At 51.6% G+C, this 21,520-nt stretch carries 34 protein-coding genes; 1 reads left to right on the top strand and 33 read right to left on the bottom strand.

Going from position 1 to position 21,520, the window contains the following annotated elements; translation table 11 throughout:
* Positions 1-2: 2 nt before the first annotated feature.
* The 31 genes from FE296_RS16345 to FE296_RS16475 form a co-directional block, all read right to left on the bottom strand.
* A complete protein-coding gene (locus tag FE296_RS16345; RefSeq protein WP_150365677.1) occupies positions 3-416 on the bottom strand; it encodes a 3D domain-containing protein in 414 nt (137 codons plus the stop codon).
* A 55-nt stretch (positions 417-471) separates the two neighbouring features.
* Positions 472-762, bottom strand: a complete 291-nt coding sequence (locus FE296_RS16350; RefSeq protein ID WP_150365678.1) for a hypothetical protein — start codon at positions 760-762, stop codon at positions 472-474.
* The gene (locus FE296_RS32805) at positions 737-907 is read right to left on the bottom strand and encodes a hypothetical protein (protein ID WP_190945287.1); all 171 of its coding nucleotides are present in this window, start codon (positions 905-907) and stop codon (positions 737-739) included. Before FE296_RS32805 ends, FE296_RS16350 begins: the two co-directional genes overlap by 26 nt.
* Positions 904-1,626, bottom strand: coding sequence for an FAD-dependent thymidylate synthase (gene thyX, locus FE296_RS16355; protein WP_150365679.1), 723 nt, complete (start codon positions 1,624-1,626; stop codon positions 904-906). The genes FE296_RS32805 and thyX overlap by 4 nt, the downstream gene beginning before the upstream one ends.
* A complete protein-coding gene (locus FE296_RS16360; protein WP_150365680.1) occupies positions 1,623-1,850 on the bottom strand; it encodes a hypothetical protein in 228 nt (75 codons plus the stop codon). The genes thyX and FE296_RS16360 overlap by 4 nt, the downstream gene beginning before the upstream one ends.
* Before the next feature lie 93 nt (positions 1,851-1,943).
* Entirely contained in the window at positions 1,944-2,300 is a 357-nt protein-coding gene (locus FE296_RS16365) for a dUTPase (protein WP_150365681.1), read from the bottom strand.
* 17 nt (positions 2,301-2,317) lie between these two features.
* Positions 2,318-2,464 (bottom strand): hypothetical protein, encoded by a 147-nt coding sequence (locus tag FE296_RS32810; RefSeq protein WP_190945289.1) that lies wholly within the window; start codon positions 2,462-2,464, stop codon positions 2,318-2,320.
* Positions 2,465-2,482: 18 nt separating this feature from the next.
* On the bottom strand, positions 2,483-3,004 hold the full coding sequence (locus FE296_RS16370; RefSeq protein WP_150365682.1) for an HNH endonuclease: 522 nt from the start codon (positions 3,002-3,004) through the stop codon (positions 2,483-2,485).
* Positions 2,998-3,651: a PhoH family protein gene (locus tag FE296_RS16375; RefSeq protein ID WP_150365683.1), complete on the bottom strand. Its 654-nt coding sequence runs from the start codon at positions 3,649-3,651 to the stop codon at positions 2,998-3,000. Before FE296_RS16375 ends, FE296_RS16370 begins: the two co-directional genes overlap by 7 nt.
* A 20-nt stretch (positions 3,652-3,671) precedes the next feature.
* A complete protein-coding gene (locus FE296_RS32815; protein WP_190945291.1) occupies positions 3,672-3,815 on the bottom strand; it encodes a hypothetical protein in 144 nt (47 codons plus the stop codon).
* Entirely contained in the window at positions 3,812-3,970 is a 159-nt protein-coding gene (locus FE296_RS32820) for a hypothetical protein (RefSeq protein ID WP_190945293.1), read from the bottom strand. The genes FE296_RS32815 and FE296_RS32820 overlap by 4 nt, the downstream gene beginning before the upstream one ends.
* Positions 3,967-4,848 carry a hypothetical protein gene (locus tag FE296_RS16380; RefSeq protein ID WP_150365684.1) on the bottom strand — a complete coding sequence of 294 codons (882 nt, stop codon included), beginning with the start codon at positions 4,846-4,848 and terminating at the stop codon, positions 3,967-3,969. Before FE296_RS16380 ends, FE296_RS32820 begins: the two co-directional genes overlap by 4 nt.
* Positions 4,849-4,996: 148 nt before the next feature.
* Positions 4,997-5,959, bottom strand: coding sequence for a class 1b ribonucleoside-diphosphate reductase subunit beta (nrdF, locus tag FE296_RS16385; protein ID WP_150365685.1), 963 nt, complete (start codon positions 5,957-5,959; stop codon positions 4,997-4,999).
* A gap of 25 nt (positions 5,960-5,984) precedes the next feature.
* Positions 5,985-8,081, bottom strand: coding sequence for a class 1b ribonucleoside-diphosphate reductase subunit alpha (gene nrdE / locus FE296_RS16390; RefSeq protein ID WP_223868909.1), 2,097 nt, complete (start codon positions 8,079-8,081; stop codon positions 5,985-5,987).
* Complete coding sequence (nrdI, locus tag FE296_RS16395; RefSeq protein WP_150365686.1) at positions 8,065-8,427, bottom strand: class Ib ribonucleoside-diphosphate reductase assembly flavoprotein NrdI; 363 nt, start codon at positions 8,425-8,427, stop codon at positions 8,065-8,067. Before nrdI ends, nrdE begins: the two co-directional genes overlap by 17 nt.
* Positions 8,428-8,575: 148 nt before the next feature.
* Positions 8,576-8,785, bottom strand: coding sequence for a hypothetical protein (locus FE296_RS16400; RefSeq protein ID WP_150365687.1), 210 nt, complete (start codon positions 8,783-8,785; stop codon positions 8,576-8,578).
* Entirely contained in the window at positions 8,782-9,333 is a 552-nt protein-coding gene (locus FE296_RS16405) for a crossover junction endodeoxyribonuclease RuvC (protein WP_150365688.1), read from the bottom strand. The genes FE296_RS16400 and FE296_RS16405 overlap by 4 nt, the downstream gene beginning before the upstream one ends.
* Complete coding sequence (locus FE296_RS16410) at positions 9,299-9,511, bottom strand: hypothetical protein (protein ID WP_150365689.1); 213 nt, start codon at positions 9,509-9,511, stop codon at positions 9,299-9,301. Before FE296_RS16410 ends, FE296_RS16405 begins: the two co-directional genes overlap by 35 nt.
* A 1-nt stretch (position 9,512) precedes the next feature.
* The gene (locus tag FE296_RS33410; RefSeq protein WP_223868910.1) at positions 9,513-10,067 is read right to left on the bottom strand and encodes a hypothetical protein; all 555 of its coding nucleotides are present in this window, start codon (positions 10,065-10,067) and stop codon (positions 9,513-9,515) included.
* Positions 10,068-10,559: 492 nt separating this feature from the next.
* Entirely contained in the window at positions 10,560-10,823 is a 264-nt protein-coding gene (locus FE296_RS16420; protein ID WP_150365691.1) for a hypothetical protein, read from the bottom strand.
* A complete protein-coding gene (locus FE296_RS16425; RefSeq protein ID WP_150365692.1) occupies positions 10,824-11,447 on the bottom strand; it encodes a 3'-5' exonuclease in 624 nt (207 codons plus the stop codon).
* The gene (locus FE296_RS16430) at positions 11,448-11,795 is read right to left on the bottom strand and encodes a hypothetical protein (protein WP_150365693.1); all 348 of its coding nucleotides are present in this window, start codon (positions 11,793-11,795) and stop codon (positions 11,448-11,450) included.
* Positions 11,796-14,645: a DNA polymerase gene (locus FE296_RS16435; RefSeq protein WP_317889417.1), complete on the bottom strand. Its 2,850-nt coding sequence runs from the start codon at positions 14,643-14,645 to the stop codon at positions 11,796-11,798.
* 32 nt (positions 14,646-14,677) lie between these two features.
* The gene (locus FE296_RS16440) at positions 14,678-15,859 is read right to left on the bottom strand and encodes a hypothetical protein (protein WP_150365694.1); all 1,182 of its coding nucleotides are present in this window, start codon (positions 15,857-15,859) and stop codon (positions 14,678-14,680) included.
* Between the two features lie 66 nt (positions 15,860-15,925).
* Positions 15,926-16,336, bottom strand: a complete 411-nt coding sequence (locus tag FE296_RS16445) for a hypothetical protein (RefSeq protein ID WP_150365695.1) — start codon at positions 16,334-16,336, stop codon at positions 15,926-15,928.
* Between the two features lie 3 nt (positions 16,337-16,339).
* Positions 16,340-16,993 (bottom strand): NUMOD3 domain-containing DNA-binding protein, encoded by a 654-nt coding sequence (locus FE296_RS16450; protein WP_150365696.1) that lies wholly within the window; start codon positions 16,991-16,993, stop codon positions 16,340-16,342.
* The gene (locus tag FE296_RS16455; RefSeq protein ID WP_150365697.1) at positions 16,990-17,253 is read right to left on the bottom strand and encodes a hypothetical protein; all 264 of its coding nucleotides are present in this window, start codon (positions 17,251-17,253) and stop codon (positions 16,990-16,992) included. Before FE296_RS16455 ends, FE296_RS16450 begins: the two co-directional genes overlap by 4 nt.
* Positions 17,254-17,286: 33 nt before the next feature.
* Positions 17,287-18,090: a hypothetical protein gene (locus FE296_RS16460; protein WP_190945295.1), complete on the bottom strand. Its 804-nt coding sequence runs from the start codon at positions 18,088-18,090 to the stop codon at positions 17,287-17,289.
* Positions 18,091-18,235: 145 nt separating this feature from the next.
* Positions 18,236-18,808, bottom strand: a complete 573-nt coding sequence (locus tag FE296_RS16465) for a hypothetical protein (RefSeq protein WP_150365698.1) — start codon at positions 18,806-18,808, stop codon at positions 18,236-18,238.
* A complete protein-coding gene (locus FE296_RS16470) occupies positions 18,808-19,005 on the bottom strand; it encodes a hypothetical protein (RefSeq protein WP_150365699.1) in 198 nt (65 codons plus the stop codon). Before FE296_RS16470 ends, FE296_RS16465 begins: the two co-directional genes overlap by 1 nt.
* Positions 19,006-19,215: 210 nt before the next feature.
* Entirely contained in the window at positions 19,216-19,872 is a 657-nt protein-coding gene (locus tag FE296_RS16475; protein ID WP_150365700.1) for a sigma-70 RNA polymerase sigma factor region 4 domain-containing protein, read from the bottom strand.
* Between the two features lie 125 nt (positions 19,873-19,997).
* On the opposite strand from FE296_RS16475, the gene FE296_RS34070 reads away from it, so the two are divergent.
* Positions 19,998-20,231 carry a helix-turn-helix domain-containing protein gene (locus FE296_RS34070; RefSeq protein ID WP_190945297.1) on the top strand — a complete coding sequence of 78 codons (234 nt, stop codon included), beginning with the start codon at positions 19,998-20,000 and terminating at the stop codon, positions 20,229-20,231.
* Positions 20,232-20,314: 83 nt separating this feature from the next.
* Here the strand turns inward: FE296_RS34070 and FE296_RS16485 are convergent, their stop codons facing one another.
* Both FE296_RS16485 and FE296_RS16490 read right to left on the bottom strand, forming a co-directional pair.
* Positions 20,315-21,301, bottom strand: coding sequence for a toprim domain-containing protein (locus FE296_RS16485; RefSeq protein ID WP_150365702.1), 987 nt, complete (start codon positions 21,299-21,301; stop codon positions 20,315-20,317).
* Positions 21,298-21,510, bottom strand: a complete 213-nt coding sequence (locus tag FE296_RS16490; protein ID WP_150365703.1) for a helix-turn-helix domain-containing protein — start codon at positions 21,508-21,510, stop codon at positions 21,298-21,300. The genes FE296_RS16485 and FE296_RS16490 overlap by 4 nt, the downstream gene beginning before the upstream one ends.
* Positions 21,511-21,520: the final 10 nt, after the last annotated feature.

Consider the following 21,520-nt stretch of genomic DNA (forward strand, 5'->3'; position numbering starts at 1 on the left):
GTTTAGTTATCGATTTTAACGCGTACTTTCTGGCGACCGAACTGGCGCGCTTCCTTCTCCGACGCGACTAATACGTCAAGCTTGCGGCCTTTAATCAAACTTCCGGTATCCTCCGCAATCGCTGCGATCTCCGTACCGTCTGCCAAACGGATCGTTAGCGGAGTATGAAGCGGGATCACGCGCTTATCAACGGCCACAACGCGCCGCCCTTCGTGTGTGATCGTGTTCCTTACGTCGAGCTCCGTATAAGTCCAACCGCTGCATCCTTCGGAACATAGCGCAATATAAGCGGTCGCTTCGTACGTTGTCCACACGTCTTCCTTCGCAGATTTGCCTGTTACCTGCGAAGATTTTTCGGCCGGTTGCGTAGGTTCGTTCGGAGGGATTCCGTTAACTGCGTTCAATCCGATTGACATTGCGAGTATGATTTGCGCGATTATACTTAGCGAGATTAGTTCGCCTCCTTGGTTGTTAAACGTCGTAATCGTAAAAGTTAGCTATGCGCAGCTCCTCGATCAATAACGTTGCCTCACGTGGATTGACGCCGGAGCTTTCCGCCATGATTTCGCCGTTCAATACGTCGTCAGGCGTCTTGGCTGCGATAACTACTCCGGTGACTTCGCCAGCCCGCGCTAACTCTGCGTAACGTTCGAGCAGCGAAATGACGGCGGCCTGCGCCTCTTGTTCCGGAGTTGGACGTGGTACGAACGGGAGGACTTCGGCTAGGCGGCGCGGTTCATCCGTTTTGATTTCGTTTGTCATCCGCAGGCACCTCCGCCCATATTTGTTTCGCGAGGATAATTCCGACTAGGTAAGCGATAAAACTTTCCGCAGGGCTTGCGTCAAATACGATGAATGCGAACTGTTGCGTAATTGTGCCGAGCAATAACGTGGCGATCAGTTTCATTCCGCGTCCTCCTTTTTCGTAAGCAACTCGCCAATTGATACGGGGAACCGCGCCTCAATCAACGTGAGAACCGCCTTGGCGTACGCTTGAATTTCAGCCTGCGCATCATGTTCGAGACGTTGCGCCAGGAAATGCGCGATACTCTGCAGGCTCGCGGTCCAGTACCAGCGGACGTACATTCCGTAAGCGGGAAGGAATAAGCGCGCTTGCTCTGCGCAGATACCATTCGCAAGAGCCCATTCGTAAAACTCCATACCCATCGCGACTGAATCGTCAAGCTTCTTCATCGCCTCACTTCCGATCCGCGTGGCGACAGGTTCTCCGCTTCCTTGCTTCGAGTTTTCCGGAGCGCCGCGCCACTGACCAGAGGTAGGTACGTAGAACACCGGCTCCTCCGTAATGTAACGGCGGCTACTCTCGTTCCAGGCGTCAAGACTATCGCCGGCACCTTCTTGATGCGCGGAGCCTATAATGTATTTGAACCACTGACGAGCAACCATTAGGGGCGCATAAACCTCGAATTGAGCGATCGCGTGGCGGAATGGACTCGTGTGTCCTTCGCGTGCCAGGAACTTAATAAGGCGTACGTCGCGTTCCGTGAGTACCTGCGATTCCTTTGCGTATGAGACGCGGGCGGCATTAACCGGAGTCAAGTCCGTTCCCATTGCGTCGACTAAGCGAACATATCCGTTATCCAAAACGTTGATTTTAGCGGTCAATTAGCGTCATCTCCCTTGCGTGTGATTTTAAACTTCGCTTTAATCCCACCAAACAGGACGAGCGGTAACCAAAGTAGCGCGACAATTACCAGGAACATGCGTTGAATTAGCGGCGATCTTTCTAGTTCCCCCGCGCCTTCCATATCCGGATCAATTACGCCGAACTTTGCGAAGGCAATCGCGATAATCATTCCTATCGCTAGGTAAACGCTGATTACGATCATGAGCTACCTCCTATCGTATAATCGTCCGGACTATGAGTCCGATCCAAACCGTCGTACAGTATGCGGTGATGATTGCGTAGGTGTAGCGTTTAGTCAAATTGCGTAACCTTCCTTCGCGCTTGTTCCGTCCTGCCGCGCATGATTCTCCGCGTTCTTTTCGAGGTAGATAGCGTAGACATCCTCCGCCGTGAGTCCGACTTTATCCGAGAGGCTGACGAGGAAATGCCACATATCGATTACTTCGCCTTTTAGCGCGTCACCATCGATCGGCTTCGGATTCTTCCACCACTTCCAGTTAACTTCGCGCCGGATCTCGTCGATTTCCGATTCCATTGCGAGCGTGATTCCGATTACCCATTCGTCAACCGTCTTTTCGATTCCGCGCTCCTGGGTAATACGTCGATCAAGCGCGTTCTGCATTGCGAAAATGTGCGTTAGTTTGTCGTTCAAATACGATCACTCCTTCGTTATAGTAACGTCCATACCACGATTAATCCCGCAACCACTACCGCAATCGCCGCCCAATCACGCGCATCCTGTTCGCGTTCAATGCGTTCGGCTGACGTTGTTCTGACGCTGTAACCGGTCGGCGTGCGTTCGAATTTATACGCCATGGGACGCGCCTCCTTTCGTTATCCGGTATCCTCCGCTAATGTAACTTCTTCGTTGAGGCGGTCTTCTGGGATTTCGTTCAGAATCGCAAACTCTCCGAAATACATCCTAGCCGCGTTGTTATAAGCGATAGCTGCCTCTACTGGGTCGTCAAAGCACCCTAAATGAATCTTCCTGTAGTTGACAGTGATCTGAGCGGTATATCCTGGGTTTTTGCGAGCTTTGTAGACTGCTACTCCCTTAAAACCAGTTTTGTTAGTTGATGATATTTGCGTGTTAAAGGAGTTCTGTTGGTCTGTGACTACGCGAAGGTTATCCCGCCTGTTGTCCCATGGAACGCCGTTGATATGGTCTACGATTTGCCCAGGATTTGCTCCAACAATTAGTCGATGCATCTTCTCGGTTGTATTCCTACCATCCCTCACTCTCCGGATAGCGTAACCTCGTGAATCATCAGACCACTTTGTCTCGCTAAGCCAGCCGTAGTCCTCATCGTCGACTAGTGCCTTCTTACCGTTAGAGAGTTCTATTTCCCTTACCATGCTAATTCATCCGCCTTTTGGGCAAGTTGACCTCGGAAGTTTACGGTAAGTTCGCAAACATTCGCGTAAGGCTCGTTACGGAAATGGTCAATATATGGAGAGAAACCGGACTTACTCTCGTCTGGCAAATCGCACTGGATCGTTGATCCTTCGACCACAACTGTGCACGAATCATGGCAACGGGTTAATAACTTTTTGAGTTCCCCTCGAGTAAAGTTCTGCGCTTCGCTGATTACAACCGTCTTATCCTTGATATTTATTCCACGCGCAAATATATGGCTCATCGGATACACCCAGTGGTCTCCGCGCTTCATAGCCGCAAAGTCTTCCGGATTAAATATCGCTTTCTCCGGAGTCTCGCCGATCTCTGCCAGCGCATCGGTCAGCGGAGTGATATACGCGGCTTCCTTTTCGCGCTGTGTGCCGGGACGGAATCCCATGCGGCCTTCTTCGACCGGAGAGAACACGTATACTAGCGGCTTGCCGATCAACTTCGCGGCAGCTACGGCGAGCGTCGTTTTACCCGTGCCGGACTTCGCGTTAACGAACGTGATACGGTTATCGAAAATGCTATCGACGTATATGCGTTGCTCAGGCGTTAACTTATCGCGGAATCCGAAGAACATCGTATCTTTTGGTAGCGGCATGGATTGTGGCCTCCTTAGCGTTATTTGGCTTCGAGTACAACGTCTCCGTCGTATTTAACGTCAATATTAGTCGTCATCGTTCCAGCGTCATAACCTTCCCACACGTAGACTTTCGCGTCTGGCGGAAAGTCCGCTAATTCTTCGATCAATTCTGCGATAGTCACGCGCCCACCTCCTCGATTACGATTTGACCTTCGCCAACCTCACGCAATTGAATATCCGTTGTTAGACGTTGTCCTTCCGGCCGCCATACGAGGATTTGCGCACCGCCCGGGAGATGTGAGCGTGTGAGTGCGATGATGAGATCGTCTTTGGTCACGCGGCTTCACCGTCCTTAGCGCCTTCTTGCGTGTAGTCAGCGTCAGTGTCGTCGATGATTGCGCAGTTCTTTACCTCCGAGTTATATCCGTTAGTGAACACGTATGCCTTACCGTCCATTAAGGTACGTTCAACAACGCGAGTCGTACCGATGTGCGCGCCGCTAACCTTACGGATAATAACGCCGGCTACCGCTTTCTCCGGCTTCGGCGCATTCACAAACGCCTCCGTCAGCGTCAGTCCGAGCGCACGTTCTGCCGCGATTGCCTTGCCGATGTCTGCGTTGAATACGTCGTCAGGCGCACACTTTGCGATGCCTACTGCGTCGGGCTTGCGGCGGTTACCAGAAACGTGTACGAGCGCTGTTACGGTGCGCTTGTCGCGATTAACGTGAAACTCTACGTTGAAGTAGCGGTAATGAAACGGAGTACCCTTCGGAAGGTCTTCGTGGAGCGAGTTACCGATGCGTTTTAACTCCGCCACCCTTTCGCGAGCCATTTCGATAACCTTGGCGCGAGTTAAGGACTCCGTTACCTCTACGGCCGGCTCCGCTTCCTCCGCACTATCAACCGGATCGATCTCCGCCAAGTATTTACGTACGGCGCCGGCATTGTCACGGATGAATTGCGCGAAGAGGTCCGGGAGATTTGCGGTTGTCGGCGCGATCGGTTCGAGTACTACGTATTCGCGGTGGAAGATACCGGCACGCTCACTTTTCGATGTGACTGCGCGTACTCCCGACGGTTCCACGGAATCTACTACGAGTTCATCACCATTTTTGTAGCGGCCTCCACTAAGCACCGCGGCTACGATCTTAATGCGTTCACCTGCGTTGGCTTTGCGTTGAACTTCGCGGAATGTTTGAGTTGCGTTGGACATCGTATCATCTCCGTTTCGTTTGAGTGAGACGCGAGTGCTTTGCGCCTTATACTACCTTGTTGCCGGTCAAACGTATTTCGCACACTTTTACGTAAAATAAAACAAAAAAAATAACGGAGCAGCCTGAAGGCCCTCCGTTAGTGTCCATTTATACCGCGAAATCCGCGTCAGTAAGCGGTACGATATTGACCGCCTTCTGATATCCGTTACCCTTTTTCGAAAAGAAATCGTGTATCTTCGTTGCGGTATTAATCCCGTTGAGTACGATCGGATTGATATCTTCGTCAGGGAAATGCGTAGGCCGTCCGAGGTTCATCAACGCACGATTAAAGTTATAACGTAAGAATCGCAGCACGTCCTCCTCTAATCCGATTGGCGCGTACAAATCAACGGTATAGCCCGCTTCATTATCGTAGAGCCTACGCAATAATGCCGCTACCTCACGGTCAAGCTCCGCCTGAGTTTCCGCAGGCAGTTCCGCATATACCTCGCGCGCCAACGTTCCGATGTATTGTCCGTGCACCGCCTCATCGCGCATAATCAAATCGATAATTTCACCGCTAGCCGTCATCTTGCCGCGTCCTGCGAGTAGCAGCGGATAGTAGAATCCGGAATAGAACAGCGCTGATTCCAAGAACACTGACGCAACCATCGCCATGTATAAGCGCTCCGGTGACGTGATGGAGCGGTAGTAACCGCCGATAATTTCGCCTTTACGTTGGAGGAACGGATTGGCTACGGTCCATTCGAATACGCGGTCGGATTCTTCCGTTGACGTCAGTGTTGCGAAGATAGCGCTATATGACTTCGCGTGGATATGCTCCATCATTCCCATGAACGATAGGACCGCCTTCTTCTGCGCGGATTCAACGTGCTGCATGATTAGCGGCATCCCCTCCGAACCTTGCTCCGTATCCAGGAACGTCAGGCCGCCGAGTACCTTCTTATATACGTCGCGTTCCGTATCGCTAAGCGCCATCCACGCCATCTTATCGTCATCTAGCGGGATTTCATGTTCTCGCCATATCTGCATGAAGTTCTGATCGAGGAAATCCTCGGAGTAATCGTCGTCAGGTCGGTTCCAGTTAACAGCGCGGATAATGTTCGTCATGTAAAATATCAGTCCCCTTTCGAATTTAGACAGCGCAAGATGTGCACTCGGCTACGGATAGCAGTTTATTACGCGTATAATACAACGACTTAAGGCCGAGTTTGTGAGCGGTCAGATAATACCGGACGAGCTCGTTAGTTGGCGTTTTTGAGTCTACGTAAAGGATCGTCGATATCCCCTGGTCAACGTGGCGCTGGATTGTCGCAACCATTTCGAGAATCTTACGCTGATCCATATTGAACGCGCTAGTATACGAAATCATGTTATCGCGCGCCAGGAACGGAGCCGGATAATACGTCGTTGAGTTACCGTATGTCCGCGTCTCCATTACGTCAGAAATCGGCAATACGGAGCTCGTTGCGTTTTGCACATACGAGATACTTTGCGTTGGTGCGATCGCAAGTCTATACGCGTGCCACAAACCGTGTTGTTCAACTTCCGCCGCCAAGCGTTCCCACAAGTCCGGACCCGGCAATTCAATGCCTGCAGCCGCGAACATATCCGCTACTTTTTCGAATTTCGGACGGAAGTCATTTTCGATATACTGCGTGAAGTACTTACCACTCGCGTAATCAGAACGATCGAATCCGTAGAACGTACCGCCGCGCTCCTTAGCGATCTGCATCGAGCGCTCAATCGAGTAGTAGTTAATTGCGGCGAAGAATGCGTCGGCAAAGTCACGGCCGATTTCGGATTGATACGATATGCGGTTCTTCATCAGGAAGCCGTGAAGGTTCATTGCGCCGAGCCCTACGCTGTGCATCAAGTCGTTAGCCTTACGTACGCCTGGCGCATTGGCAATTGCAGTCATATCGGAGACGGCGGTTAACGAGTCCATCGCGGAATGAACAGCGCGGCGAAGGTTTCCGGAGGCCATTGCGGTAACGATATTTAATGACGCGAGATTGCACGAGATATCAAGGCCGATTTCGTCAGGCTGTCCATAGTCGTTGATAGTATTAGTTTCCATTAGCTGGAAAATTTCCGTGCAGAGGTTTGACATCTTCACCTGACCGATGCCTTTCAGCGCATGACCTTCGTTCGCATTGTCTTTGAACATGAGGTACGGGTATCCGGATTCTAGCTGCGTCGTCGCAATCTTCGTCAACATATCACGCGCATTTAGCTCACGTTTCTTAACGGAAGGATTCGCAACCAGCTCGTCATACATCGCGCTGATATCCATATCGTCCAGATGCGATCCATACGCTTTGAATACGGTGTACGGTGCGAATACGTAATACGGCTCGTTTGTCTCCGCCAGTTCAATAAACTTGGACGGTACGATTAGTCCGATCGACAACGTTTTAAGGCGGGACCGTTCATCCGCGTTAATCTTCTTCGCATCAAGCAGCTCCATTACGTCCCATCCGAAGATGTTGTAATAGACGGCGCCGCTACCTTTCCGTTGTCCCATTTGATCCGCGTATGAGAACGCCATTTCGAGCTGTTTAGCGACCGGGAGAATCCCTTTCGCTACGCCTTCCTCTTCTTTAATCGCCTCGCCACGTCCGCGCAGCTTCGATAGGTTAAGCGCAACGCCGCCGCCAATCTTCGAAAGTTGCATCGCAGTAGTATGCGCGTGTCCGATCGCGTTAAGGCTGTCGTCTACTTCCGTAAGGAAACACGATACCATTTCGCCGCGTCTCGCTTTACCTGCGTTAAGGAACGTAGGCGTGGCCGGCTGAACTCCGTTTAAGTAGCCCCACAGTAACTCCCGCGCCATCTCGTAATTGCCTTGCGCCAGGTATAACGCGGTGATTGCGTAACGTTCCTCCGGCGATTCCAGGTACGTTTTCTTATCGCGAGTCTTGAGCGCATAATCCGTATAGTATTTGAACGCGGCCATGTACGAAGCGAAGCGCAGGTTAGCATCGTCGGCCATGCGGTGAATCTCCGTGATCTGCGCCGGAGTGTATTGCGTCAACACTTCCGGATAGTAATATCCGTTGTCAATCATGTATTGAACGCGATCCATTGCGGAGTCAAACCGCATCTTATTATCGCGGATAAAGCGCATGAACTCCTCGACGGCCTCCGTATCCTTTTCGAGCTGGTAGAATCCGTCCTTCATTACGGTAACTTCGTTATTGAGTTCGATATATTTATACGTTTGTGACAAGCGCGCTCACTCCTTCGGTGAATTTTTGTATGTCGGTAGGCGTGCCCGCCAGTTCGAATTTGCAAACGATCGGCACTCCGTATTGATTCGATATTTGATCCGCGGCGAGTGCGTAAGCCGGTCCGAAATTACGGTTGCCGGACGCAGCCACACCGCGTAAGTATTCGTTGTTATGTGTGAGGAAAGCGCGAGTCTTGGCCGGTACTTCACCGATCTTATCCGTATATGTTACGAGGATATACGGTTCGTCTACGCGCAACTCTGTCGTAAGCTTTAGCGTAGGATACGGGAGACGCCGCGCAAATAGGCCGACATTTCCCGTACGTGATGCGTAAACGATTAGCATTATCAGCGCTCGCTCCCTTCGTATATCGCACGTGCTTCGGCAAGTTTCCGTTCGTACTCCTCCGCAAGCCCTCGGTAGATCGCGACGGACCGTTCGAGAGCTGCGATTTCCAGGCGTTGGTGGGTGGTGAGGCGTGCGGCTAACTCGTTCATTTTCGGTCAGTCGCGAGGGCGATTAACGTTATGATCGCGATAATCACGAGAAGGAGCGCAATTCCGCCCCAGAAGGGCAACGTTACCCACCACCAGGACCACGTGATAACTCCCGTCAGTTTCAACGCTACGAATAATACGCCGAGCAGTCCGAATATTCCGATCCCACCGTTGTTATTAGCGCGTACATTGTCCTGTTTACTCATGCCGCATCAGCCTCCGTATCAATTAGACTTTCGCGTATCAAGTACGCCAGAATTACCGCACATGCGTCGCTGTCATCGTAGCCGGCCGCGAACTTGTAGTCGGAGGGAAGGCGCAGATACTTCCGCACGCCCTCCGCGACATCCTTCTTCTCCGCCTTACCGTTGCCTGCTACGAGCTTCTTAACGGTGGTCGGCGCAAGGACCGGCTTGACTTCGTTCACCACGTAGCCAAACGAATGGAGTGCGCGATCAGCCGCCGCCCATGCGTTAAATATCGTTTGAGTAGCGCGCTTATTTCGACCCGCCGTAAAGTCCTCGCGTAGTATAACGTCGAACGGTAGGTGGGCGTATACTTGGTGCGCGATGAACGATTCGACGACGACTGAGCGCGTTGCGTCGTTGATTTCCGTATCAGTTGCGACTGAGCCTGCGTATACGAGCGTTGGGACGCGCTCCTTAACGTCGATTACCGCGAGGCCGGGTGACAGCGATAGGTCGAGTCCGAGGTAGCGTTTAGTCTGCGGTTTTGGCTTCGCTATCTCCGTCACCTCCTGACGTGTACCCTTGAATAAAGAGCGCCGCGAGTATGACTACGAGACCTATCCGAAACAATGGCGAGTTACCTACGTTCATAATCGATCCGATAGCTATTGTAAGACCGAAACAAGCGGCCGCAACGAGTCCTACATAGATTGTCGCGTTAATAATTCGCTTAAATGTCTTCATTCTACGCAGCCTCCTTCGTTTGGCTCTCCGCTTCTTCTGCCCTAATCCGCTCAATATCCGCAAGCGCCTCCGCTGGTCCGCGCTTCTTCCAATCCGGTAGATTCGATTTCATAATCGCGGCTACTTTCCGGCGCAACACTTCGACCTCATCTTCCGAAAGTGATAACGATACCGCCCGCTTGAAGTCGAGGAATAACCATTTATCGAGATCCAACGCAGGCGGCTCGCCTTTATTCGCAGCGTCAACGATTCCGGCGAAGTGGTCCAGCATTTCACCGCGCATCTCATCCGTAATGTGCAAGCCAAACGCCGCAATGTCCGGATACTTTTCGATATCTGCGTCAGGCATTGCCCACGCCTTCTTACTCGCGTTAACGTAGAGGATTACGTAATAATCAACGTCATACATGATCGAGTAGCAGACGCACTGTTTAACGTGATCCTCTTTCGCCCCGTTCCGCGTTGAGTATCCGGATGTCGCGGAGTACGTGCCTTGCTTCGATTTGATTTCGAGGCCAACGCGGAGGACTTCGCCGTCTTCGGAGACGTAGCGCATGACTCCGTCACCGGTACCGTAAAGCGCGAATGTCTTTCCGTTATGTGTGACGACGTGTCCGCGCTTGGCGAAGTCCTCGAATACCGGCTCGCCTCGTTCGTTACGGTCGAATACGAAGCGAGGCGGTCTTCCGTATGCCTTCTCGAAGTGTTTCTCCGCGAACAGAATATCACGCTGGATTACGTCCCCAATGGCCGTTCCTATCCGTACCCAACGTCCTTGATGCGCGGGCCGATCGGATGACTCACGTTTGGCGCCGCGCATCTTTTCGTAAAGACCGCGTGCGTCGGAGTTGGCGGAGCTTGGTGAGAAGTACGGGATGCCTCGTGGCGGCCATACTTTGCGCGACTTGTCCGTGAGGATATCGGAATACCAGCGATGAATCTGCGCGTCGAGAGCGTCGTCGTACACTTCTGGCGCGGAATGCCACTCGTTCAGGAATACCGTAAATTGCTCCGCGATTCTATTTGCGATCAGTTGGTTATCCGTAATTTAAACCGCCTCCTCTTCGTTTTTGACAAGTTCGTATTCTAGCGTTTCGCCGCGCTTACCAGCTTCATAAGCTAGACGAATTGCGTGTGAGATGCTGTAGGCTCCGTTAAGATCGCGGTAGAACACAGCGTCCTCCGGCTCACCTGCGCGGATTTCCAAGCTGACGGAGCCGCCGCGGTCATCTTCTGCTTTAATCGTAATCGCGCCTTTACCGTGATACTCGTACCCGTTCTCGTCAACTTCGCGCCATTCCGTAAGCTTCATCTACGCAACCTCCTTCGTTTGTTTCCGCGCAATCGTCCGCACAATCGCGCCAGGCGGCGAGTACGTTAACGGCCGCTCCGGACTGTCTACGACGACATTGCGGTAGGTGATTCCGTTAACTTCCGCCTTTTCACGGAGAACGGCATATAGCTGCAACGTAGCCTCCACGTCGTTCATAGCGCGGTGATGTCCGTTTAGCACGATTCCGTACCGCTCACATGTCGGCGCTAGGCTGGCGTTCTCGTCCGGATCAATTAGGCGAGACATGGCGCGAGTGCAACGGAAGTCGCCGCTTTTGAATATCCGCGCAATAAAGCTCAGGTCGAACGGAGCGTTCTGCGCAACCCAAGCGGTACCTCTAGCGAAGTACCAAAACGCAGTCAGCGCTCGTTCAAGCGTGGGAGCACCGCGCAAATCCTCCGTCTTAATTCCGGTCAACTCGGTAATCTCAGGCGGAACCTCAACACCGTCCGGCAGCGCAACGTACGTCTGGAACCGCCCAATCTCGCGGATATAACCGCCCGGCCCAACTTCCGCACGGATGGCGGCGATTTCCGAGATGTGATTGGTGAGCGGATTGAGTCCGGTTGTTTCGATGTCGAGTACGGTTATGATTTCGTTCATTTACGCGCTCCTTCCGTAGACATATTCGGTTCTAACGACTTCCTGTGGTACAACTTCGCGAATGATGGTGCTGAGGTCCATACCGTCCTGCATCTCAGTTGCGGGAACATCTCGCCCGATTTGGAAATACGCAACCTTCCCGTCCTCCTGTGTAACTTGATATACGTCCGTCTGATAATTCGACCAACGTCCGCCATCCTCAAACGTTGATTCTACGTTTTCAACTGCGTAACCATCAGGTTGTGGCGTGTCAAGAAGGGAGTCTACTTCCTCGTGCGTCTCATCCCACACTTCACCTTCGTAACCGTCTCCGATCAATTCGCGCAGCTTCTCAATAACGTTCTCCATTTACGCAGCCTCCTTCAATTTTGGACGTCCATTTTCGAAATCCCAGTCGCTCGGGCGGACCTCGTTCATCCATCGGGTTTCGATTACCGTGTCACAGTCAAGCGGACAGGCAAACGTAGCTGTGTTCGTCATGATGTCGGTATATAACGTGACTGTCTCTTCCGTAATCTGATCGGTCGGAGCCGCGTGTTTCTGCTCATCGTGGAGAGTTAGCGTAAACTCCCAGCCACGCGCCACGGTCAATTCGTAATAGCTGCGAATCATACATAGCTTGAGTACATTCGCGCCGCTACCTTGGATACGGTGATTAAACGCAGCCCTTTCGTCACGTCCCGTTAGGCGGATGAGTTGCCAAAACTCCGCGCTTCCCTCTTTACCTAGCTTGCGCGATTTAACTCCGAGTTGAGGATCGTTCTTGTCTACGATACCTACGCGCTTCATCAACACGCAGAGACGCTGCCAGTTCTTCCGGTATTCCGGAAACCTCCGTTTTTGCCCCCACAATGTCGCCGTCCATCCGTACTTACGTAGATGTTCGAATGACGCGTTAACCATCGTACTGAATCCCGGAAGAATCTCGTCGAACTTCGCGTATGCACGTTTACCTTGTTCCGTTGTGATACCACGTTTAATCGCCGTCTTAACGAACTGATCCTCAGCTTGACCGTATCCTTTCGCAAGGAACATATCTTTCGTCAGTTTACGATAAGGAACCGTAGTCAATCCGTTCTTATACGCCTTCTCGAAGCAAAGATCGCGGTCTACTTCGAACATGATTGACGCGAACTCTACGTAAGGATCGAGTCCTTTTCTGTACATATCCGCGAATATATCGTCACTGTGTTCAACAGCCATGATATGCGCTTGAAGGCGTGGCTCGATCGAAGATAAGTCGCTACCGAGAAACGTATGTCCTGGCGGCGGTTTAAACGTCATCCGGACACGTTCGCCTTCCTTCGTACGTGCTGGTATATTTTGTAAGTTGGTTCCCTTTGCTACGGATTTCTCCGCGCATTCAACGAGCTTCCGCATTGTACCGAGATAGTTCTCGTCGGTTACCGGACCTGATCGGATGTCGTTTGGCTTACCGCTGTATCCCTTCGAGGAGTATCGTCCGGTCGAAACCATATCGAGCTGCGTATGCAAGCGTCCGTCTACGTCGAGAGCTTTCGGTATTTTGTCTACGTATGTGTTCAGTAGCTTTTCGTACGCGGACACGTTTGCCAGCGGCTTGAGCGCTTCCTCCTCTTCGTAGTACCGTTCGAGAACGTCCTTTGATACCGCGCGTTCTTTCTTCTTGTCCTTGACGATCTGCTTCGTACGGTCCTCAATTCCGAGGTGATCGTAGATCAGATATCGCAAGTGGTTATCGTTGGTGAACGAGAACTCCGTTATGTTTAATGGCGCGTTCTCCTCGTCAGATGGCGCTAGGTCCTCCGCTTGTAGTTGCGCAAGCCTTTCGATCGCACTCGTATACTTCTTGAGCGACGTTTTGCCTGCCGCTTCACACTCCGCAATAATAGCGCGTTGTTTCGCCTGCGCCTCTTCGTTACGCGCAATCCTGCGACGCTGCTTATCAATCCAATCCGTTACCTTCGCGGAGTATAGTGCGCGGTCCATCTTTCGTAAGAACTCCGGATCGGTTACGCCATATGCTTCGATAACATCCGCCTGGGCTTGCGCTAGCTTCGGACGGAGTTCGTCTCCGAGCGCCTGCAGATCATCGAGGTCAATTACGAAGCCGGTACGCTCGATATTAACGTTGACTTCCGATAGATACTGCGTTATCTCGAAGAAGGACATCGCCAGGTTATCCGTTGCGACAATGTTATCGATCTGCCAGCGCGTCAACCACCAGCCTTTGAGTACGTCCCATATCGCGTATATTCCTACGACCTCGACCGGATGAAGCATCGGGGACTCCTTCGCAAACAGATCTTCAAAGGTTGTATCCGGAGCCTCTACGCCAATAATCGATTTGTACTTCGTTATCAGCGGCTTCAATGCGTAAGTGTCTTCGTTATCATTTAGCGTTCTTTGTGCGGCCACTGAGTCATAACGGATACCTTGCGGCGTCAGCCCGTCGTTAAGCATCATCGCTAAGTCAAACTCCGCGTTATGGAACGATTTAATCTGCGAGGGCAGCGCCATAAACTTCGCGATTGCTCCTAGCGCTTTCGACCGCGTACATTGCTTCTCGCCGGTCAAGTGTCCGTAAGCTACGTAATATCCTTCGTTGAGTAGCGGAAGCCAAACGGAGTAACCGCCGGTCAGGTCGAGCATCTTGTCGAGTCCGGATGTCTCCGTATCCCAAACGGTTAGTGATTCCGCGTCAGGAATATCGATTCCGCGTTCAGCGAGCTTCCGTTTAATCAACGTATTGTTAAAGAGCACGAAGACTTTGCGGAACCACTCATCATCCTTCTGTAGCCGGACTTCTTCCCGTAATCTCGCGATCATCTTCGGCAACTCCGCGTCCTCCGTCACGATATGGAAATTCGCCGGCTTCGACCGCAGCGTCTCCGCAACTTTATCCGCACGCGCATCCGTTTGCCGTTGCCGTAACAATACGTCTGCTGCGCGAATAACGTCATCCTTCGAAATGGTGCCGCCCGCAGTACGCAGGGCCGGACGATTGCCTGTTTCGCCCGATCCGTACGCCTGCCGCAGCTCTTCAACCATTGCGCGCTGTTTATCCGTTAGTGACATTCGTAGTACGCGATCAATCGCTTCTGCATCCGTCTCCTGCGCAGCCTTCTTCCGTTTGGCGGCGTCGGCCACGCGTTCCACCGCTCCGTCATCCGCAGGCGGCCGTAAGTTTAACGTTAATTTCGGTGGTATAGCGCTCACTCCTTTCGCTCAATTTGCGTAAAGACTTGCGGTTATGCAGCGTCCACCTCCTCCGTAACATCGTCGACAGGTCGATCGAAGCGTTGCTCAACCGGGGATACTAGCGCGATTATCCCGAATGTCTCGGAGCATGTTCCGAAGCTACTGTAGTACTTAACGCTCACTCTACCTCCGTTAGCATCCGCTTGAACTTCGCCAAGACCCGCTTTAGCCTTGCCTACGCACAGTACGATATCACCGCGCTTATACTCGTTCACCTTACGGCCGATCGCCGCCCATCTCGACTCTTCCGCTTGCTTGCGTTCGATCTCCGCGACTTCCTCTGCGGAGAGTTTAACGAGTTTGGCTGCGTCGATGCATCCGAGGCGACTAGTTGCCACGTTGGTTACGTAGAAATCATGCTGAGCTGCGGTAGCGCTTATTTTCAGTACGTCACCTACGTTATGTTCGCAGTACTCGACCGCAACCTTTACGTAATCGCCGACCGCGAATTGACTGCGCGGATCTTTAGCGGCTACTGCCTTCGCTACTTCCTCGTCAGTTGCGCGGACAATTTTATTAGCGGGTGCCCACGCTACGTAATTGTCAGACAAGCGTCTAACACGATATGGAACGGCGCTTTGGTCAATTTCCGTAATCTCTACGATATCTCCGGTAACCATACGGTTATTCCCGTCTCTTACGTAACGCGCATAATCTCCGACTTTCAGGCGCTCAGGTTCCGCCGGTTTCGCTGATACCGGTTTGAGTACGACGTATTCGCGGCGCAATACAAGCGCCCGATCGCTCCCTGCGGCATTTACGCGTACATCTCCGTCACTGTCTACGGAATTCACAGCAAATTCGTCCCCATCTACGTAGCGATCTTCTCCTATCACGCGGTTAGTTATTCGAATACGTTCGCCGACCACCGCTTTCCGTTTAACCTCGCGATATTCAACCGCCGCGCTATCCGTTACCTTCTCGTAGACTTCTAAGTTTTCCGGGCGATTCCGGAGTATCGAATAACGGAAGTCGTTCACGTTGTCTTTAAATCCAAGGGTACCTCCGCTACTTTTGTACAGCGGACCGTAAAACGCATCTTGCGCAATATCCGTGTCTCTCTTTAGCGCCTTAACGATATCGCCCGCCTGCGCCTTCCGATCAACCTTGCGATAAGTCACGCCACCCACCGTTACTTCTACTGCCGGAATTACCACGTTAAGTTTCGCCATTAATGAGTTTCCCCTTTTCGTGGGCTGCCGTTTGGCCTCCGCCCGGTCTTGCGTTGAGCTAGCGTACTAGGCCGCCGCTAGTAACTCCCGATTAATCGCGATGGATAACTCGACCCACCGTTCACTAGCGCGTGCCTCTGCGCACCAATACTCTCCGCAAAGTCGATTCTCGAACATGAATACGCGCGGCACTTCGCCATCGACCGCCCAGACTCCAACGATATAGTCAGCGTCGGCCAGGTCGTAGTTTGTTCCGTTACCTTTCTTCGCGTAGACAACGAGGTCGCCGCCGCGGTCCGTACGCTGCCTCACCGTCTTAACCTGGATCTTCGCGTAATCACCCGTTATAGGATCACGCGCCAGGATATCGTAAGCTTCGTCCGTCTCCGCCTTGTGTACGGTCCATCCGTTAGCTAACAGCGCAAGACGCGCCGCCAGCTCCGAGTACTTTCCGGTTGTTTCAGTTAAATGTGCCAAATATTAACCCTCCCTTAGTTTGTCAGTTACGTCGCTCCATGTTTCTCCACGCTTGATCCTCCAAATCGATGAAGTTCCTACTCCATATCTGTTAGCCAAGAAGGTAAGTGTGGCCCCTTGTTGAAGTGCTTGATAGATTTCAATTACCGAACTTTCGTTAAGGGTGGTGTTAGTCTTCCTATCTAACGAAGGGCGGCTTAGATGTGCGTCTGATATTTTCTTCCTAGTCTCTGGAGAGAAAACCCTGCCGTAGTTAGCCCGACGAATACCAGCGGTTGCGTAGTCGCTCTTACTTCTGCCCTTATGTGCAATGGACAGTTTACGTCTCGTCTCATCCGAAGTTGGTCTTCCTCTTGTCTTACCTGCAAAAGGCTGCATGTTGTAGAGAGGAGTAGGAGCCGTTTCCTCAACCATTTTGTCCATCCATTCCTGTTCTTTTTTGAATCGAATATCCTCAGGAATTGATTCCTCTGCTAGGATGAATTCGAAACATTCCTCACCGAACAGGTTGAAATCGTTCTGAATGTGGAGATTTCGGTGCTTACCTAAACGCATCATACTCCGGTGCTGTGATTTACGCGCTGTAGGTTTTTTACTAGAGCCGACGTATACGCGCCCCGTGAATTTGTTCCGCAGCAGGTAGATTGTTACAGTCACCCGTCCTCATCCCTTTCCGGTACGAAGACGATCTCAATGTCGCCCTCGTCCGCTGGCATTTCCGCTGGACCTAACGAAGTGTAAACGGTAGGCTCAACGCTCATTACGATGTCCGTCGTGAATAGTCCGTGATCTTGCGATAGCTCCGTTATAAACTTCGCGAGGTTCTTGCCGGCTTGCGGAAGCTTCTTTACGTCGTGAACGTTGAGCAATACGGTGAGCTTGCGTGATTCCGGACCCGCTACGTTGTTTGCGTTCATGCTACCGCCTCCTTAACGTTGTAGTTGCGCTTATTAGAACGGGAGATCATCGTCAGAGATATCGAGAGGCGCGCCGGCATCGGATGGAGTTTGCGCGTTGTTACTGCTACTTGCGTTGGCACCGATCGAGAGACCGAGTCGTCCGATATCAAATCCCGCGATTACGAGGTTCTTCGTTTGCTCCTCTTCGTCGGCTACGTATAAGCACGTTTCGAAATCCGCGAAGTCAAACGGTTCGTCTCCGATCTTAGCGAAGTTGGCGCGTTCCTCGTCCGTCAAGTCGCGCTCTACCTTAACGATAGCGTTAAGCGATACGACGGCCGCTGTGCCCGCGCCTTTCTTAGCGAGTTTGAACGTGATTACATCCAAGTCGTCTACGTTGTCTTCGATGACGGATTTAAGCGTCTGTTCCTGTTTAGGCGACAGGTCAACTACGATATCCTTACCGGTAGTCAGATCGTAGAATGCCCGGAGATAACGCTTCTTGCCTTTATACAGGTACGCTTCGTCCGTGATTACTTTTACCGCGTCCTCACTTGCGCCGGCCTCTTTAGCAGCGTTGGCCTCTGCGTAGAGTAATTCCGAAGCTTTATCCCATACGGTCTGCCCGCTGGAAATGAACCCTTTGGCGTTGCGAGTTGCGGGATTCTTCGGCACAAACGTATTCACCTTGTTGAAGATGCTATAACCGTAGTACTCCGCGACGTTGTTGATCGACTTGACTCCGACTTTGAAGAGGCTTCCGGACTTAAACGATGTCATCGGACTTTCCTTCGCGCCTCCATTGTCATTACCTGCTGCTGCGGCCTCTGCTCCAACCTTAGTAAACATCGACATTCAATCACGTTCCTTTTCGGTTTATTTTCGGGTCGCGATTTCCCACGCCCGCTGCACGGCACTAACCGGATTGTGCGTTAGTTAATACCGCGCAGCCGACGTAGGTGTTCGTTAGCCGGCTCATTTAAATAGGAAATGACACGGTTCAAACGTAAGCAACTACGCTCTTCATAACGTTTGTTTTTTCGCGTTGTACCAGTAAAATCTCGCGTTCCAGCGCCTTCAATTCGGAGTCAATTTCGGCTATCCGCGCAGTCATTTCGGCAACGATGCGGGCCGATTCGGATTTAACGCGGCGCAATTCAGCCTGGGCGCGTTCAACGGTAATCTCCGCCATCCGCACGTTAATACGTTTTATCTCGCGCTTCTCCTTACGTTCAGCCGCCTTCATTGCGCGGAGAATAATGCGCTCGATAGGATTGCGGACGGATTCATGCGCCTTGTGTTGTGGATATAGCGTGAATACGGTATCTTCCGTTGGATGTACGATGAATACGGTGCGTTTGTACGAGAACATTCGTCCAGGATTACCGTCCTCATCGACGACATGTTCGGATACAAGCGATGACTTACGCAACAAATCCATGACGTACATTGGCGCTTTGCTGCGTTCAACGCCGAAGTGCTCAACCGCTCGGTCACAAGCGTGTGGTCTAACGAATATCTTACCGACGAAATGCGTACCGGCCTTCGGATCAATTGCGTACATTACGGTCATTACGCGATCACCCGGCCCTTCATAATTGCGCGGACATCAACGAAATCGGCGGCGTCTTCGTATTCACGCACGCCTCCGTTGTAGCAAACGTCAGGATAGCGTGCGGACTGGCGGTGATGTTGCGGATACAAATCGTTAAGAAAACGTGAAACTTCGTTGTTAGATGAACGTATATTTATATTGTGAGCGCGTTTCAAAGCGGCCACCTCCGGTTATAATATAGTTAGATAGCGTTGACAAGCGTTATCAACCGTGGTAACATGCTAATTGTGAGTTAAGCGCGTTACCAAAGATTTACAACATACATATCGTATCAGTATTGGTTAATTGTTAAAAAAGTGTGATATACTCTTTTTGAGAAAAGGTCGGGCTTCTTGCCTGAAACTCCGACCGTTCTCATTTAACAGTTAAACCGCCAAGTATTCGTTAACATCTCCGAAACGATTAGCGTCGTATCCGCGAGATAACTTGCGAAGCTTACGTTTAACAAATTCCGGATGCATTCCTAGCGCTTTAGCGAGCGCATTGATGGACTTGTGTTCCGGAGCTCCTCCGCTTTTGCGTTGGAGACCATTCGATACAATTAGCGTTGTATCGTTATCGACCTTAGCCGGGTCACAGAGACTGCTCAGAAGTTGCCGCTTCTGGGCGTCTTTTTTTTGCGTTAAATTATCGATAGCTATTTCTTCAGCGGAAACCCCGTCAGTCAGAACGCACATTGCCGTGTGTGATCCGTCTTCTTGTTCCTCCGTTTGATCTGCCGTGATTTGATACCGTTTCTCTCGTCGAACGTTGCCGCGTTCTAAGAAAACTCGTTTAATTCTCAATGCTGCCGAAAGGGCTTCTCCAAAGTTTTCGACGTCATCCCTAGAGGCCAAGCTCATCATAGCCTCATCAAAAGACTCCTCAGCGTCGTGCTCATCCCCTCGTCGGCCTCTTACTGTCATAGCGATATGTATCTTGAGGAAGAGCTGTCTTGCCTCTTTGTACAGATCGTTGAAGGCTTCCTGTGTGCGGTTCTCTTTGTAAAGTACCGCTAGGCTATTCAGTTGTGTTAAGTTCAATCTTCATCGCTCCTTTTCGGCTTATACTACTATGTTGCCGGTCAAATCAGTTTCACACACTTCTAGAAGAAAATTATGTTAAAATGTTTTGTGTACCATTTGTAGCAAGTTGGAGGCATTGTTTTATGGGACTCTACCCCGGAGATTGCCGCCTCCAATACTTACTCGATCGTGCAGGTATGTCTCAGGCTGAGCTGTCGCGGCGTACAGGATTGAGTCCTCAGTATATCAATGGACTAATTAATGAACGCTGGAAAAGAGGAGTAATGAAGTTAGACAAGGCTAGACTTATCTGTGCTGCCTTGAAAATTGAAAACCCTTTTGATTTGTATGAGTGGAGATCTGAGAAGCCTGACTGATTGAGATTGTATTTCGTAGCGGCGTACGTCGGACTAGCCTCCGCGTACCCGCATTTCTACGCACCAGTGCGTACTTTCAAATATTACATGATATGACGATATGTGTCGATACTATGTTGCTGTTTCTTGAAAATATTTCTTCTAACAGCGTCTGCAACCGTATTCCTCACCGTTTCTTCATCGCCAACCTCGTTCGCATCCTTCGCGCCATTCGGCCACCTCGCGTCATATAACTCGCAATATACGCGCATCTTAGCCGCAACCTCTTCGCGTAACTTCTCTCCTGCGCTGTCGTTATCCGTCCCGATCACAAGCGCTGTCACCGGAGACATCCGAAGCATCTCCGCCTGTATGTCCGTAAACGTAGATCCGCCGACCGCAATCGCCGGTATTCCGCAGCTCCACAGATATAGAGCATCCGTCTCGCTCTCTACGATAACTACGCGGTCAATCTTACGTGCATAGACGAGGTGGATTCCGTATATCATGTTACGGACAGGCGCGCCTCCCTTAGCGTACCAAAACGCCTTGGACCACGTTGCTCGCCACTTTGCGTTAATGATCGTTCCTTCCGGCGCGTGCCACGGCATAACTACCGCATTCTTATCCGTATCATATCCGCAAGAGAACATACGCTGTACTTCCGGATCAATGCCGCGTCCTGTTAGATACGGAACGGCTACGGATTTATAAGCGCTAACATCGATCGGCTGCGGTTTAGGCGGAGGCCCTGGCGGCACTAACTTAACGCGCAGTTTAGGCGGACCATTCTCCGTTATCTCTCCGCCCATTAACTCATCGCGCGCCTCTTCGTACGTGATATTACGAAGGAACGCGTAAAGTTTGATGGGGCCGCCGCGCGCCCATTCCGGATCGTTTGCGCCTGAGTCACGCCAGCACCCGAAATCATCCGCAGCCGGATCGATAATTACGCTGAATGAAGGCGTCTTATCTACGCGGAGACCGAACGGAGATGATGCGTTAAGTCGTCCGCGTGAGTTCGGTTGTACATTGCGCCAGTCGTACGTGTCGAGCGCGGCCAGGAACATGTCAACGTTTATCTCCGTCAAGCCACCGCCTCCAATCGAATGATATCGCGAATATCGCGAATGTCTAGCGCGAGAGCGATCTTTTCTAAATGTTCAATACAAATGCGATCGACATAGCCGCGACAGAGATTGGAGATGGCCGCCGCGCGGATGCCGGTCATTTGCGAAAGCTGTTTCTGGTTCAGCCCTTTTTGCGCAAGAAGCTCTTTGAGAGTAATTGTAATTGTCATTGACGTACCT

The organism is Paenibacillus sp. UASWS1643, from assembly GCF_008693195.1.
GTDB lineage: Bacteria > Bacillota > Bacilli > Paenibacillales > Paenibacillaceae > Paenibacillus > Paenibacillus amylolyticus_B.